Here is a 14,786-nt window from a genome sequence, read left to right on the forward strand (position 1 = left end):
TTGAGTGCAGCGATGCCTATCACGCCCGGTATTACCCCAACGTTTTTCGAACAAGAATTCCAAACGGAGAATGACCATGACACTGCGTATCGGCGTAATCGGAACAGGGGCTATCGGACAGGATCACATTCGTCGGTGCAGTCATGCACTGGTGGGCAGTACAGTCGTGGCAGTCAACGACATCAATCAGGAGCAGGCCGCCAAGGTCGTCCAGCAGCAGGGCATTGAAGCCGAGGTTTATGCCAGCGGCCACGACCTGATCAATGCACCGGAAGTGGACGCCATTCTGGTTACCTCCTGGGGGCCAAGCCATGAAGAGTTCGTGCTGTCGGCCATCGCGGCCGGAAAGCCGGTCTTCTGCGAAAAACCGCTGGCCGTCACGGCAGAGGGCTGCAAGAAAATCGTCGAGGCTGAGATGGAGCATGGCAAGCGGCTGGTGCAGGTCGGTTTCATGCGTCCTTACGATCAGGGCTATCGCGCGCTCAAGGCCGTGATCGACAGCGATAAGATCGGCGAGCCGCTGATGATTCACGCGGCGCACCGCAACCCGACGGTAGGCGAGTCCTATACCACCGAGATGGCCATCGTCGACACGCTGATCCATGAGATTAATGTCTTGAGCTGGCTGCTGGACGATCAGTATGTGTCAGCCCAGGTCATTTATCCCCGCAAGACGTCCCAGGCATTTGCTCATCTGAAGGACCCACAGATTGTCCTGCTGGAAACTGCCAAGGGCACCCGTATCGACGTGGAAGTCTTCGTCAATTGCCAGTACGGCTACGACATCCAGTGCGAAGTCGTCGGCGAGCGTGGCATTGCCAAGTTGCCGGAGCCTGCTTCCGTTCAGTTGCGCAGCGGTGCCAAGTTGTCCACTGAAATCCTCATGGATTGGAAACAGCGTTTCATCGATGCCTACGACGTGGAGCTGCAGGCGTTCATTGACGGTATCAAGGCGGGCAAGATCACCGGTCCATCCTCATGGGATGGTTACACCGCCGCCGTGACCGCCGATGCCTGTGTCGCTGCCCAGCGTAGCGGCGCCATCGAGCCGATCCGCCTGCCGCAGCGTCCTGCGTTCTACGAATAAGTCGTCACCATAACCAATAAACAGGCCTCCTCCTGAGGGGAAGAGGCCGCCAGAGGAGCACAGATCATGCGTATTTGTCTGGACCCAAACATGTATCGCTTTCTGCCTATTCCCAAGATGGTGGATAAGGTGGCAGAGCTGGGTTACGAATACATCGAGCTGTCCCCACGGGACGACTTCCTGCCGTTCTACAAGTATCCACGCGTCGATAAGGCTCGGATCCGTGAATTCAGAAAGGCACTGAGCGATACTGGTGTAAAGCTGTCCTCGCTGCTACCGGTCTATCATTGGGCAGCACCGGACGAGGAGCTGCGCAAGGCAGCGGTTCGTAACTGGAAGCGCGCTATCGAGATCTCCGTAGAAATGGACTGCGATCTCATGAACACCGAATTCAGTGGTCAGTCGGACCAGCCGCTGGTGTGCGAAAACCAGTTCATGAAGTCCATGGAAGAGCTCCTGCCAATCTTCGAACGCGAAGGCATCAAGCTCGACATCCAGGCGCATCCTTATGACTTCAGCGAGCGCAACAACGAGTCGGTCGACCTGATCCGTGGCCTCGACAAAGACTTCGTGAACTACCTGTACGCTGCGCCACATACCTTTTTCTACGATGACGGCAAGGGCGATATCGCCTCGATGCTGCATTACGCCGGGGACAAACTGACCCACGTGATCATTGCCGACACCTGGAACCATCGGGCTTCGTCGGGTCTGCGCTATATCGTCAACCCACCAGGCGTCAACGCCACCGTCCACCAGCACTTGGATATCGGACAAGGCGAAGTGGACTGGGAGGCCTTCTTCTCGACGTTGCGGGAAATGAAATTCGACGGTATCGCTACCGTCGCCGTCTTCGGCTTTGAAGACCGGGCCGATGAGTCGAGCCGCTTCATGCTGGAGCGCGTCAAGCAGGAGCTCGGCTAATACGCCCTTCTGGCCGGGAGTGTTTGCAGGCTCCCGGCTTGCGCAGCCGTCATGCAAAACGGCTATTTCCCTACTAAAAAAGGACCCTGACGCGCTTCGTTGTCGGACACAGGGTAGGCCTGTTATTGCTCGGAGGTTTTATGCGTGTTGGTTTGGTGGGTTATGGTAAGGGCGGACGGTTTTTCCATGCGCCCCTGATCACGTCAGTGTCACCTATCGCCCTGGTGGGTGTCGTGATACGTTCACCTGAGCGCCGCGCCGAATTGCAACAGGATTATCCCGGCGTACCCGCCTACGACACGCTAGCCGAGCTGATCGATGCTGGTGTTGATGCTGTGGTAATTTCCACGCCGCCCGAAACCCGGGAAGGCATGATTCTGGAGGCTGTCTCCAGAGGTGTTCCCGTCGTCAGCGACAAGCCGTTTGCCTTGGACGAATCGCGTGCTCAACTACTGATCTCAGCCGCCCGCGAATCTGGCGTGCCACTCACGGTTTACATGAACCGCCGTTGGGACTCGGACATCCGTACCGCTCGCCGGATGATTACGTCAGGCAAGTTGGGCGAAGTCCTTACATTCGAATCGCGTGTGGAAACCTTTGTATCCGGCACTCGGGGCAACGCCAGTGGTGGAGGTTTATTGCGGGATCTGGGCAGTCATCTGGTCGATCAGGCGCTCTGGCTGTTCGGATCGGTACGCTCGGTCTATGCCGAGGTCCGTTTCATGGATCAGCAGCAGCAACTCGATGAGGACTTCTTCCTGTCGCTTACCCATCAAAACGGTGTTATCTCGCGTCTCTGGGGCAGTACGATTCAGCACAATCCAGGGCCTCGACTCAAGGTTAACGGCACCGAAGGCTGCTATCGGATCGAGTGCCTGGATGGGCAGGATCAGGCACTCCTGGCGGGACGTTCACCCAAGACCGAGCGGGACCGCTGGGGCGTTGAGGACCACCTGCGCTGGGGCTGGATGCAGCATGGCGAAGAGCGTGAGCTGGTGCCCTCCGAGCGGGGCCGCTGGGACCTCTTCTATGAGCACCTGGCAGCTGCCCTGAGCGGAAAAGGCGAACTGCCTGTTTCGTTGGAAGACGCCCTGGAAACCACACGCATCCTTGATGCCGCCCGTCGTAGTGCGCAGCAGGGGCAAGTCATTACGCTGGGCTGATCATCTCGTTCTCATCCTTATAGAAGCCTGGAGCCGAGAATTGCTTCCCGGCTTTACAACGCCTGCAAACTGCCATTTTCTGCCACTGTTGCGATAAAAAAAGATAATTCTATATGCTGTTGCTTTGGAAATTAAATTCCAATACAGTCTGAATCAGATTGACGATTTCACGACCCGTACAGGGCTTGTACGGGCAGGCCGATAAAAACAAAAAGGTGCCGTCAATGAACGATAATCCTCTCTGCGCTCAAGCGGCCTTTCTGGCCGCGCCGCCTCGCTTTTCCTACCCGGTCTTTTACCTGACTGGTTCCTGCTGCCTTCTGGCTTGCCTGGGTAATCGCCAAGAATGACGCGTTCCTGTTCGTAAGAAAGGGGAGTCCCGCCCTGGGGCTCTGCTTGATCGTGATGCACTTCCACCCATAACACTCACAATATCTGGAGTCATTCATCATGCAGATAAGCAAACGAATCGCCGCCGCAGCCCTGTCGCTGTTCATGGCTACAACCACTATGGCAGCCGATATCAAGGTCGGGGTCAGCATGGCGCAGTTTGACGACAACTGGCTGACGTACCTGCGCGAGTCGATGGCCAGGAAAGCCAAGGATGAAGGCGTTCAGTTGCAATTCGAGGACGCCCGCAGCGATGTGGTCAAGCAGCTCAACCAGGTACAAAGCTTTGTAAGCCAGAAGGTCGACGCCATTATCGTCAACCCGGTCGATACTGCAGCTACCCGTAATATCACCGAGGCGGCGACGAAAGCCGGGATTCCGCTGGTGTATGTCAATCGCCGCCCGGATGAGGAAAACCTGCCAAAAGGCGTGGTTACAGTGACATCCAACGACCTGGAAGCCGGACGCCTGCAGATGCAGTACCTGGCCGATAAAATGGGCGGTAAGGGGAATCTGGTCATCATGCTGGGCGATCTGGCCAACAACTCCACGCATAACCGCACCAAGGGGGTAAAGGAGGTTCTGGCCAAGTATCCCGAGATCAAAGTAGTAGAAGAGCAGACGGCCAATTACATGCGTGACAAGGGCATGGACCTGATGAGCAACTGGCTCCTGTCAGGTAAGGAGTTCGATGCGGTTTCGTCCAACAACGATGAAATGGCAATTGGCGCGGCCATGGCGCTACAGCAGGCCGGCAAGGCAAAGGGCTCGGTATTGATCGGAGGCGTTGACGGCACGCCGGATGGTCTAGCTGCGGTCAAGCGCGGCATGCTGGCAGCCTCTGTCTTTCAGGATGCCAAAGGGCAGGCTGATGGCGCTGTGGAAGCAGCCGTAAAGCTGGCAAAAAAGGAGCCGGTTGAGCAAAACGTTTGGATTCCCTATGAGCTGATCACGCCCGAGAATGTGGATTCGTTCCAGAGCCGCATCAAGCACTAACGCAACACCGTCTTTTGCGCCGCGTTCTGCGGCGCTACTCGCTCACTGATTCCAGTACGCACCATGGACTCGCTTTTGCTGCTGTGCATAGGGTGGGGCAGCGGCAACACCTTGGCAGTCCAGTACGGAGCCGGGTGTGGCGCTAGGGCCTATAGGACCGACGGATTATAACAAGGGCAGCGCCAGTTTCCGGGTGGTTGAGTTTTTCGACTGGCAGGTAGCCCAGTGCTTTGGCAGCCAGTTCCAGATGATATATCCGCGTGACAAACGCAGTCTCGATGGCACGTAGCAGTGGTATTCCATTGGCAGGCGCACCATGTATGGACTGACCGTTGCGCCTATCTGGTCGCCTAATGGCCCCACCTTTCGCAAGGCCCGTCCTGAGTTGCATTTCTACGTGACCTACGCCGTCTGGAGCCGTGGTGCGCAACGGGCTGCTGATCCTCTGGCACCCGGCTCAGCATTATCGAGCACAGGTGTCTTTAGCGCTGACCGGCACAGCGCTCATATAGGTGTTCAGCTGGAACGCTTATGGTAGAGCGGGTTATTTATATAATGAAAAATAAATTCGGAAATCACGTTGCAATGGAAAATTTATTCTAGTAGATTCTGATCCAAGGTTGACGACTGTAACGCGCCTCCTCTGCAGGAGGCGCGCACACCAACAAAAACAAACAGGTACTGTCGATGAAACCCTCTCTTCCTTACAGGACGACTCCGAGCGGTCTACCAGCCGTAGACCGTCGCGTACTCGCTTCGAGCCTCAGCGTGCTCAGCGCACATGTCCTATCGTGCAACCAGCATGGCCCTTCGTCCTGCTCACGTCGCACTCCGAACAGAACCGTTCCGGCTCGGTGCTCTGCCTCGACGGGGTTTGCCTTTTTCGATGCCAGCATGATGCCGGTGCACAGGGCTTAAGGAGCCACCATGAAGCGCTGTCTGGGTTTGCTGTTCTGCCTGCTTATCTCTCCGCTGGCCTGGCCCGATATGAAAATCGGTGTGGCGGTCGCACAGTACGATAACTACATCGCCTACCTTGTTCAGGCCATGCAGGCGCGTGCCAAAGAGATACCCGGTGGCGCCTCTCTGCAACTTGAGGATGCGGGTGGTGATGTAGTGCGTCAGCTAGGGCAGGTTGAAAACTTCATCAGTCAGAAAGTTGATGCCATCATCGTCAACCCGGCTGATACAGCCGCGACCCGCAAGATCACTGAGCGCGTTACCCAGGCGGGTATCCCGCTGGTTTATCTCAACAGCCGCCCTGAGGTAGACAGTTTCCCGGCAGGTGTCGTGTTTGTAGGCACGGATGAGCAGCGCATTGGCCAGATGCAAATGGAGTATCTCGCCGAAAAGATGGGCGGCAAGGGAAACCTCGCTATCATCCTTGGCCGACTGGCCCATGACGATACGCGCAAGCGCACGACTGGGGTGAAGGATGTTCTGGCTAAATACCCCGATATCAAGGTGGTAGAAGAGCAATCCGCCAACTGGGAACGTGACAAGGGCATGGACCTGATGAGCAATTGGCTCCTGTCCGGCAAGCCGATCGATGCTATTGCGGCCAATAACGATGAGATGGGTATCGGTGCAGCCATGGCACTGCGTCAGGCCGGTCGCAAGGACGTCATGGTAGGCGGTGTCGACGGCACGGCCGACGGCCTGGCTGCCATCAAGCGCGGACTGCTGAGTGTAACGGTGTACCGCGATACCGTCGGTATCGGGGCCGGCTCGGTAGATGCCGCCGTCCGCCTCGTCAACAAGGAAAACCTGCAAGGCGACATCTGGGTTCCGGTGCAGCTGGTTACCCCCGAGAACTATCAGCAATTCCAGAGTAAATAACGATCAGACGCCAGCGCCCTGCTTCAGCTGGCGCTCACGAACGTTCCGAGGAGAAGAATAAGATGCTCGGCTCAACTACTGCTGTAACGCCCTCAACCTACAAACAGATCAATTACGAAGCCGACCCCATGGGTACGGAGTACCTGCTAGAAATCCTGAACGTCAGCAAAGGCTTTCCAGGCGTTGTGGCTCTATCCGATGTGCAGCTCCGTGTTCGTCCAGGCACCGTGTTGGCGCTGATGGGAGAAAACGGGGCGGGTAAATCCACCCTCATGAAGATCATTGCAGGAATTCATCAGCCCGACAGTGGCGAGATTCGCCTGCGTGGCAAGCCCGTGACGTTCGAAACGCCGCTGGCCGCCCTGCAGTCAGGCATCGCCATGATCCATCAGGAGCTCAACCTGATGCCCCACATGACCATTGCTGAAAACATCTGGTTGGGCCGTGAACCGCTCAACGCCCTGCACATGGTCGATCATGGTGCCATGCACCGTAATACCGAAGCGCTGCTGGCGCGCCTGCGGATTGATCTCGATCCTGAAGAGCCGGTCGGCAACCTCAGCATTGCTGGCCGGCAAATGGTCGAGATTGCCAAGGCGGTCTCCTACGACTCCGATATCCTCATCATGGACGAGCCCACCTCAGCTATCACCGAAAAAGAAGTGGCTCACCTGTTCTCGATCATTGCTGACCTTAAGGCGCAGGGAAAGGGCATCATCTATATCACGCACAAGATGGATGAAGTTTTCCAGATTGCCGATGAGGTCGCGGTCTTCCGGGATGGTTCCTACATCGGCCTGCAGCGTGCGGAAAGCATGGATGGCGACAGCCTGATCTCCATGATGGTAGGCCGTGAGCTGACTCAGCTGTTTCCCGAACGTACCGCTCCGACCGACAAGGTCATGCTCTCGGTACGCAACCTGTCCCTGGACGGTATCTTCAAAGACGTATCGTTCGACCTGCGTGCGGGTGAAATCCTTGGCATCGCCGGCCTTATGGGGTCGGGGCGTACCAACGTAGCCGAAACCCTGTTTGGTGTCACGCCAGCCACCAGCGGGGAAATCTACCTGGACGGTGAAAGGATCACCATGAGCGACCCCTGTCTGGCGATTCAGAAAGGCCTGGCGCTCCTGACCGAGGACCGGAAGGACACCGGCATTTTTCCATGCCTTTCGGTTCTGGAGAATATGGAGGTCGCGGTCCTGCCCAATTACAGCGGTAGCGGTTTCGTCCAGCAAAAACCACTGCGCGACCTCTGCGAAGACATGTGCAGGAAGCTGCGCGTCAAGACGCCTTCGCTGGAGCAGTGCATTGCCAACCTGTCCGGCGGTAATCAGCAAAAAGCGTTGCTGGCACGGTGGCTGATGACCAACCCACGTGTCCTCATTCTAGATGAGCCGACGCGAGGGATCGACGTGGGTGCCAAGGCTGAGATCTACCGGCTGATCTCTCTGCTGGCCAGTGAAGGCATGGCTGTCATCATGATCTCGTCTGAACTGCCTGAAGTGCTCGGCATGAGCGATCGCATCCTGGTCATGCATGAAGGGGAGGTGACTGGCGTGCTCGACCGCGACGAGGCCACGCAAGAACGGATCATGCATCACGCATCCGGAATCAGAGCGATTCACTGAGTAGGGGCGGAGGTTTTCTCCGCATATCGATACGCATAGCGGCCTGGCAGTAGTCAGCGGGCACGTTCGCCTGGGCGAAAGCAGGAGAAGAGGAAATCACTATGAATGCTATCACTGAAAACAAAACAGCTGAGGTACCCAGGAAGACCAGGCGGCGTATTCCTACTGAAGTGGGTATTCTGCTCGTACTATTGGGTATTGGCCTGGTGTTCGAGCTGTTCGGCTGGGTCATGCGTGATCAGAGCTTTCTCATGAACTCTCAACGCCTGGTGCTGATGATTCTCCAGGTTTCCATCATCGGTCTTCTGGCCATTGGCGTTACCCAGATCATTATTACCACAGGAATCGATCTGTCTTCAGGCTCTGTGCTTGCGCTTTCCGCAATGGTTGCGGCTAGTCTGGCGCAAACGTCTGATTTTGGCCGCGCGGTCTTCCCTTCATTGACCGACATGCCGGTCTGGGTGCCGATCATGGCCGGATTAGGCGTGGGACTGCTGGCCGGCGTCATTAACGGAAGCATTATTGCCGCTACCGGCATTCCTCCTTTCATCGCCACGCTGGGCATGATGGTGTCGGCCCGCGGTCTGGCGCGTTATTACACCGAAGGTCAGCCCATCAGCATGCTGTCCGACTCGTACACCGCCATTGGCAGCGGTGCCATGCCGGTCATCATCTTTCTGGTCGTGGCTGTCATCTTTCATATCGCCCTGCGGTATACCAAATACGGTAAGTACACCTATGCCATTGGCGGCAACATGCAGGCGGCTCGCATCTCGGGCATCAACGTCAAGCGCCATTTGATCATCGTCTATAGCATCGCCGGCCTTCTAGCAGGCCTCGCTGGTGTCGTTGCCTCGGCCCGAGCCGCTACAGGTCAGGCGGGGATGGGTATGTCCTACGAGTTGGATGCGATTGCCGCCGCCGTGATTGGCGGTACCAGCCTGGCGGGCGGCGTAGGGCGTATTACTGGAACGGTCATCGGCGCCCTGATTCTGGGCGTCATGGCCAGCGGCTTTACCTTCCTCGGGGTCGACGCTTACATCCAGGACATCATCAAGGGCATCATCATTGTGGTGGCCGTTGTCATCGACCAATACCGAAATAAGCGCAAGGCCAAGCGCTAAACAGCTTCCCACGTCTTGGCTCGCCGTTTCCAGGCGAGCCTTTTTTATTCTGCAATGTGTGCTCTGCAAGTCAGTTCCGGTCGCTGTTCGGAACCTTGATCGACCGGAAACTCTCCATTCATAAGAGACTTCAACGGTTATAAGGAGACTGCTTGATGAGTACCGCCGCCACGATTACTTTCGCACAGCTTTGCCCAGGAGACCGCTTCACCTTGCAGGATGATGATCGCCTGTTTACCAAACTGAGCGATACGAGTGCCCGAGAACACAGCACACATTCAATCAACCTGAAGGAGGAAGGGTTTGGCTACCAGGACGACCCTGTCCAAGACCTCCCAGGTGAGACACCTGTTGAGTACGTTCCGGTTGGCGGTCCTTTGCGGGTTAGCGGTTGATCATGTAAGCGGCCTGCTTCCAATGTGCCCTTGTTCCAGCGGAGGTGCTGTCGCTGTCACGCTTCTGGGCAGGGGCGACATTATGTCCTAGTAAAAACGTCCTATTGACTTTTCAAGACGCTACAATAGCGACCTCATGATTCGATGGCGTTATGACATCAGCTGTCATGACAATTCGCCTTCATACCAAATCCCGCACTAATTAAATCGATAACCGCGGAGCTTAACTATTCGCGGCGCCTTGCTGTTTCTAAAAAAGGCCCCGCTTTGCCTGGCCAGCGAATGGCCCTTTTGGAGAAGTAAATGCTAAAGGATTTTTTGCGTGTAGCCGTTTTGGGCGTCAGTCTTGTTAGTGCCTCTTGCTGGGCGGCCATTACCCCTGAAGAAGCGATGAACATGGCTGGCCTTCAGCGCACGCTGGGCCAACGCATGGCCAAGGATTACCTGATGATGGGGTCCGGTGTTCGCGTAGACGTTGCAGCCAAGCAGCTCAAGGACACTGTTACACTGTTCGACAACCATCACAAATTGCTTGTCGAGTTCGCACCGAATACTGAAATTCGCAGCAAGCTCAGCGAGATAGAGAAGACTTGGCAGGAATACAAGCAGTTGGTTCAGGCTAATCCTGACAAGGATCAGGCCGTCGCCATGCTGGGCGTCAGTGATCAGCTCCTGGATCAGTGCCAAAAGCTGACGGATCTCGTCGCAAAGAACAACGGTGGTGAGTCTTCCCGTCTGGTGAACCGTAGTGGCTGGAACCGAGTGCTAAGCCAGCGGATCGCCATGCTGTACATGGCCAAGAACTGGGGTGTGCAGGCGCCCGGGCTGGACGAGGCGTTTGACAAGTCCGTCGGTGAGTTCGATACCGTCATGACAGAACTCAATACCGCGGGCACGCCCAACCCTGAAATTGCCACTTCGCTGCGTAAAGCCGAAGCTCAGTGGAAATTCACCCGTACGGCGGTAGATCTAACCACTCCCGACAACTATGTCCCCACAGCAATGGCCTCCAGTGCCGATACGCTGTTCAAGCAGATGAACGAGCTGACACGGCTGTACGCAGGGCTATCTGCCGGCAACTGACCGATACCTATGCTGAGGGCCATTCTGCTCGTACCGGCAGAATGGTCCTTATTGCTTCGTCCTCCATTTTGCTCACGCTACCTTTATTTATTCCTGAAAGATTAACGCAGCACTTCTGTAAAAGAGCTGAAGTGAGCTTGTCGTGATGGAGTCGTTATGAGCAACTGTGCCTGATCTGGAAAGAGCATTCGAGGCATTGGTAAGAGACTTTGAAGCACTATTTGGCAAGCAGGAACGCCAAATCAAGTGACTGCTGTTGCCTTATGCAAGGTTAAGGCGCAGTGGAAATTTACCACTATGGTCGCTGGTTTTTCCCAGCCTAACCAGTTTGTGCCTACCACCATGGCTACCAGTACCGACAAGCTATACGACAAGGTCAACGAGCTGACTCAACTGCATGCGGCTTTGCCAGTCAACCAGTAGACGTAAGTTGCTGCTGTCTTGAGCATGTGCAGGTAGAAGGGAAGGGGGGCGGACCTGCATCGCAGGTCCGCTGAGCAGATCAGACGTTGAAGCGGAAGTGCATGACGTCGCCATCCTTGACGATATAATCCTTACCTTCCAGGCGCCATTTGCCTGCTTCCTTCGCGCCATTTTCACCCTTGTACTGAATAAAGTCGTCATAGGCGACCACTTCGGCGCGGATGAAGCCTTTCTCAAAGTCAGTGTGAATCACGGCAGCTGCCTGTGGCGCGGTAGCACCTACCTTGACCGTCCAGGCACGAACTTCCTTCACTCCGGCAGTGAAATAGGTCTGTAGATTCAGCAGTTCATAGCCAGCGCGGATTACGCGGTTCAGGCCGGGCTCTTCCAAGCCTAGCGACTCAAGGAACATGTCCTTTTCCTCACCATCATCCAGCTCGGCAATTTCAGCTTCGATTTTGTTGCATACCGGAACAACAATTGCGCCTTCTTCGGCAGCAATGCCTTTGACGATATCCAGATGAGGATTGTTTTCGAATCCGTCTTCAGCCACGTTGGCGATATACATGACCGGCTTGCTGGTCAGCAGATGAAAGCCGCGTACCATGCGCTTCTGTTCGTCATCCATGTCCTTCAACAGGCTGCGCGCAGGCTTTCCTGCTTCGAAATGAGGAATCAGCTTTTCAAGAAGTGCTTTTTGAGCTACTGCCTCCTTATCGCCGCCCTTGGCGTTGCGAACCACTCGCTGCAATTGCTTCTCACAGCTTTCCAGGTCCGCAAAGATCAGCTCAAGGTCAATGACCTCAATGTCTCGCTTGGGGTCAACGGAGTTGGCTACGTGAATAACGTTTTCGTCTTCAAAGCAGCGAACCACATGAGCAATGGCATCAGTTTCGCGGATGTTGGCCAGGAACTTGTTTCCAAGGCCTTCGCCTTTGGATGCGCCTTCTACCAGACCGGCGATATCCACGAACTCCATGGTTGTAGGGATTACGCGCTCGGGCTTGACGATCTCGGCCAGTGCATTGAGTCGAGCATCAGGCATTGGCACTATGCCGCTGTTCGGCTCGATGGTGCAGAACGGAAAGTTTTCTGCAGCAATGCCGGACTTGGTGAGGGCGTTGAATAGAGTGGACTTGCCAACGTTGGGCAAGCCGACGATGCCACAGTTAAATCCCATGAAATTGTCCCTCGCGGAGTAGGTTAGGCCTTCTGGCTATGCAAGCGCTGCATGGCACGGGTCCAATCCCCGGCCAGAATGTCCGGCAGCACGCCGAGGGCAAAATCGATACTGGTATCCAGCAGTTCCTGTTCGGCACGTGGCGCGCGGCCCAATACGTAGCCGGAGACTAGACTGCTATGCCCCGGATGGCCAATGCCAAGCCGTAGGCGATGAAAACCGTTTTGGTTGCCCAATTGGGCAATGATATCGCGCAAGCCGTTATGACCACCGTGCCCACCACCTTTTTTCAACTTGGCAACACCCGGCGGCATATCCAACTCATCGTGGGCGACCAGAATGGATTCCACAGGAATACGGTAAAAACCTGCAAGCGCCGCAACCGCTTGGCCGCTACGGTTCATGTAGGTCGTAGGAATCAAGAGGCGAACATCATGGCCGTCATGTGTAAATCGGCCCGTCAGGCCATGATACTTGCGATCAGCGACTAGATTGACATGATGTTGAGCAGCAAGACGTTCAACAAAAAGGGCCCCCGCATTATGCCGCGTCTGTTCGTATTCAGCGCCTGGATTACCCAAGCCAACGATCAGTTGTACGGCAGTCATAACGGGAGCCCTTCTTCCTAAGTTTGTCTATGAGGTTAAGGCAGCGACTATACAGACAGAGTAACCCTATCGAGAAGCGCATCAGGGCGATGCGCTCATAATAGTCTGCTGTAGAGGCGTTACCTTCTCCTCAACAAGCCTTAGGCAATGCCTTACTCAGCAGAACCTTCGCCTTCGCCCTCAGCCGGAGCCTGGACGCGGGACAGGTGGATGCTTGCTACTGGCAGGTCGCTGCCATGAGCCAGGGATACCAGCTCAACGCCAGCCGGCAGCTTCAGGTCGCTCATGTGAACAATCTGGTTCAGCTCGACCTTGGACATGTCGACTTCGATGAACTCAGGCAGGTCTTTTGGCAGGCAAGAGACTTCTACTTCGTTCACGTTGTGCGAAACTTCACCGCCGCCTTGCTTAACGCCAATGGCAGCTTCCTGATTGATGAAGTGCAGCGGAACGGTTGCGGTCAGCTTTTGGCCAGCCACTACACGCAGGAAGTCAGCATGCATAACGTAGCCCTTGGCAGGGTGACGCTGCAGTGCCTTGATCAGAACGCTTTCGTTCTGGCCGTCAACGTTCAGGTTGATTACGTGGCTGAAAGCAGCCTCGTTGTTCAACAGCTTGGCCAGATCCTTGCCTTCCAGCGTAACGGATACAGGCGCTTTTTCACCGCCGTAAATTACGGCAGGAACTTGTTCGGCATTACGACGCAGGCGGCGGCTCGCACCTTTCCCCAGGTCGGAACGCGCTTGGGCATTCAGAGTAAAGTCGACCATTTGTAGTCTCCTAAAAAAGACAATTGCCTGAGTCACTTGCGACCAGCGATCAGACCATTGACTAAAAAGCCCCGCATGATGCGGGGCCGTTATACCAACACCAGTTCTTAACGGAACATGGCGCTGATGGATTCCTCATTGCTGATACGACGCACAGCTTCGGCTACCACTGGAGCAATGTCCAACTGGCGGATACGAGTGCAGGCTTGCGCAGCAGCAGAAAGCGGAATGGTGTTGGTAACGACAAGCTCATCAAGAACGGAAGTGTTGATGTTCTCGATTGCGCGTCCGGAAAGCACGGGGTGCGTGCAATACGCCAATACCTTGGATGCACCATGCTCTTTCAGAGCCTTGGCGGCATGGCAAAGTGTACCGGCTGTATCAACCATGTCGTCGACTAGCACGCAGGTGCGGCCTTCGATGTCGCCAATGATATGCATCACTTCGGACTGGTTGGCTTTCGGACGGCGTTTGTCGATGATCGCAAGATCTACGCCCAGGCTTTTAGCCACGGCGCGTGCGCGAACTACACCACCAATGTCGGGAGAAACAATCATCAGGTTCTCGAAACGCTGGTCTTCGATATCGTCAACCAGAGCGGGGGAGCCATAGATGTTATCAACGGGAATGTCAAAGAAACCCTGAATCTGGTCGGCATGAAGATCGACAGTCAGAACTCGGTTGACACCGACAACGGTAAGCATGTCAGCCACTACTTTAGCGCTAATAGCAACGCGTGCGGAGCGCGGGCGGCGATCCTGACGTGCATAGCCGAAGTAGGGGATAACAGCAGTGATTCGGGTAGCTGAGGAACGACGGAAGGCATCAGCCATCACGACCAGTTCCATCAGATTATCGTTCGTAGGTGCACAGGTCGGCTGAATCAGGAAGACGTCCTTACCACGAACGTTTTCGTTGATCTCGACGCTGATTTCGCCATCGGAGAATTTACCGACGGAAACATCACCTAGAGGAATGTGCAGCTGACGCACAATGCGCCGTGCCAGATCGGGGTTAGCGTTCCCCGTAAAGACCATCATCTTGGACACGCTGCAGTACCTGCCGGCTGAGGGTGGACCTGATGAAAAGGAAATGGCAGGGGCGGCTGGATTCGAACCAACGCATGGCAGGATCAAAACCTGCTGCCTTACCGCTTGGCGACGCCCCTGTGAC

Annotated in this window: 16 protein-coding genes and 1 tRNA gene; 12 read left to right on the top strand and 5 right to left on the bottom strand. The window is 55.6% G+C overall.

Features of this window, described 5'->3' with window-relative positions; genetic code table 11:
* Positions 1–76 precede the first annotated feature (76 nt).
* From B3729_RS10855 to B3729_RS10910, 12 genes are all read left to right on the top strand, one after another.
* Entirely contained in the window at positions 77–1,087 is a 1,011-nt protein-coding gene (locus B3729_RS10855) for a Gfo/Idh/MocA family protein (RefSeq protein WP_286787877.1), read from the top strand.
* A gap of 66 nt (positions 1,088–1,153) precedes the next feature.
* The gene (locus B3729_RS10860) at positions 1,154–2,011 is read left to right on the top strand and encodes a sugar phosphate isomerase/epimerase family protein (protein WP_122041734.1); all 858 of its coding nucleotides are present in this window, start codon (positions 1,154–1,156) and stop codon (positions 2,009–2,011) included.
* A 140-nt stretch (positions 2,012–2,151) separates the two neighbouring features.
* Positions 2,152–3,174: a Gfo/Idh/MocA family protein gene (locus B3729_RS10865; protein ID WP_286787878.1), complete on the top strand. Its 1,023-nt coding sequence runs from the start codon at positions 2,152–2,154 to the stop codon at positions 3,172–3,174.
* 224 nt (positions 3,175–3,398) lie between these two features.
* The gene (locus B3729_RS10870) at positions 3,399–3,524 is read left to right on the top strand and encodes a hypothetical protein (RefSeq protein ID WP_019364843.1); all 126 of its coding nucleotides are present in this window, start codon (positions 3,399–3,401) and stop codon (positions 3,522–3,524) included.
* 100 nt (positions 3,525–3,624) lie between these two features.
* Positions 3,625–4,560, top strand: coding sequence for a sugar ABC transporter substrate-binding protein (locus B3729_RS10875; RefSeq protein WP_286787879.1), 936 nt, complete (start codon positions 3,625–3,627; stop codon positions 4,558–4,560).
* 316 nt (positions 4,561–4,876) lie between these two features.
* Positions 4,877–5,098, top strand: coding sequence for a carbohydrate porin (locus tag B3729_RS10880; RefSeq protein ID WP_286787880.1), 222 nt, complete (start codon positions 4,877–4,879; stop codon positions 5,096–5,098).
* A gap of 389 nt (positions 5,099–5,487) precedes the next feature.
* Positions 5,488–6,399: a sugar ABC transporter substrate-binding protein gene (locus B3729_RS10885; protein ID WP_286787881.1), complete on the top strand. Its 912-nt coding sequence runs from the start codon at positions 5,488–5,490 to the stop codon at positions 6,397–6,399.
* Between the two features lie 62 nt (positions 6,400–6,461).
* Positions 6,462–8,030 (top strand): sugar ABC transporter ATP-binding protein, encoded by a 1,569-nt coding sequence (locus tag B3729_RS10890; RefSeq protein ID WP_376749650.1) that lies wholly within the window; start codon positions 6,462–6,464, stop codon positions 8,028–8,030.
* Between the two features lie 101 nt (positions 8,031–8,131).
* Positions 8,132–9,154 (top strand): ABC transporter permease, encoded by a 1,023-nt coding sequence (locus tag B3729_RS10895; RefSeq protein ID WP_286787882.1) that lies wholly within the window; start codon positions 8,132–8,134, stop codon positions 9,152–9,154.
* Positions 9,155–9,309: 155 nt separating this feature from the next.
* Entirely contained in the window at positions 9,310–9,549 is a 240-nt protein-coding gene (locus B3729_RS10900) for a hypothetical protein (RefSeq protein ID WP_074822326.1), read from the top strand.
* 303 nt (positions 9,550–9,852) lie between these two features.
* Positions 9,853–10,632, top strand: a complete 780-nt coding sequence (locus B3729_RS10905) for a type IV pili methyl-accepting chemotaxis transducer N-terminal domain-containing protein (RefSeq protein WP_010795628.1) — start codon at positions 9,853–9,855, stop codon at positions 10,630–10,632.
* Between the two features lie 246 nt (positions 10,633–10,878).
* The gene (locus B3729_RS10910; protein WP_286787883.1) at positions 10,879–11,055 is read left to right on the top strand and encodes a hypothetical protein; all 177 of its coding nucleotides are present in this window, start codon (positions 10,879–10,881) and stop codon (positions 11,053–11,055) included.
* A gap of 79 nt (positions 11,056–11,134) precedes the next feature.
* Here the strand turns inward: B3729_RS10910 and ychF are convergent, their stop codons facing one another.
* From ychF to B3729_RS10935, 5 genes are all read right to left on the bottom strand, one after another.
* A complete protein-coding gene (gene ychF / locus B3729_RS10915; RefSeq protein WP_010795625.1) occupies positions 11,135–12,235 on the bottom strand; it encodes a redox-regulated ATPase YchF in 1,101 nt (366 codons plus the stop codon).
* A 23-nt stretch (positions 12,236–12,258) separates the two neighbouring features.
* Positions 12,259–12,843: an aminoacyl-tRNA hydrolase gene (gene pth / locus B3729_RS10920; RefSeq protein ID WP_010795624.1), complete on the bottom strand. Its 585-nt coding sequence runs from the start codon at positions 12,841–12,843 to the stop codon at positions 12,259–12,261.
* 152 nt (positions 12,844–12,995) lie between these two features.
* A complete protein-coding gene (locus B3729_RS10925; protein WP_010795623.1) occupies positions 12,996–13,613 on the bottom strand; it encodes a 50S ribosomal protein L25/general stress protein Ctc in 618 nt (205 codons plus the stop codon).
* A gap of 107 nt (positions 13,614–13,720) precedes the next feature.
* Positions 13,721–14,662 (bottom strand): ribose-phosphate pyrophosphokinase, encoded by a 942-nt coding sequence (locus B3729_RS10930; protein WP_019364854.1) that lies wholly within the window; start codon positions 14,660–14,662, stop codon positions 13,721–13,723.
* Between the two features lie 44 nt (positions 14,663–14,706).
* A tRNA-Gln gene (locus B3729_RS10935) sits at positions 14,707–14,781 on the bottom strand.
* Between the last annotated feature and the right edge of the window lie 5 nt (positions 14,782–14,786).

Origin of the sequence: Pseudomonas sp. UBA3149 (assembly GCF_002364655.1) — a bacterium.
In the GTDB taxonomy this organism is placed as follows: Bacteria; Pseudomonadota; Gammaproteobacteria; order Pseudomonadales; family Pseudomonadaceae; genus Chryseomonas; species Chryseomonas luteola.